Source organism: Pauljensenia sp. UMB3104 (assembly GCF_030217285.1).
Lineage (GTDB): Bacteria > Actinomycetota > Actinomycetes > Actinomycetales > Actinomycetaceae > Pauljensenia.
Genome location: NZ_JASONN010000571.1, coordinates 1 through 239, shown reverse-complemented (window position 1 = coordinate 239; position 239 = coordinate 1). Strand labels below are relative to the sequence as shown.

1 pseudogene is annotated in these 239 nt (G+C 56.1%); it reads left to right on the top strand.

What is annotated here, in order from left to right:
- Positions 1-114: pseudogene (locus QP415_RS12815) on the top strand (SPFH domain-containing protein); the annotation flags it as partial.
- Positions 115-239 lie beyond the last annotated feature (125 nt).

Here is a 239-nt window from a genome sequence, read left to right as displayed (position 1 = left end):
GACATCGTGTCGCTTGATGATGAACGCAAAGCTCAGATGGTGTCGAACCTGCTGGTCGTGCTCTGCTCTGATCAGCGCACTCAGCCGATCGTGAATGCGGGCTCGCTGTACTGACCTGCTGGGTTGGTATTGGGGAGCGAATCGCCTGGTGAGTAAATGACTCCGAAGAATGAGCGCAAGCAAATTCTTCTGCGCTTAGATCCTGCCGTCCACGAGGCGTTGTCCAAGTGGGCGGCAGA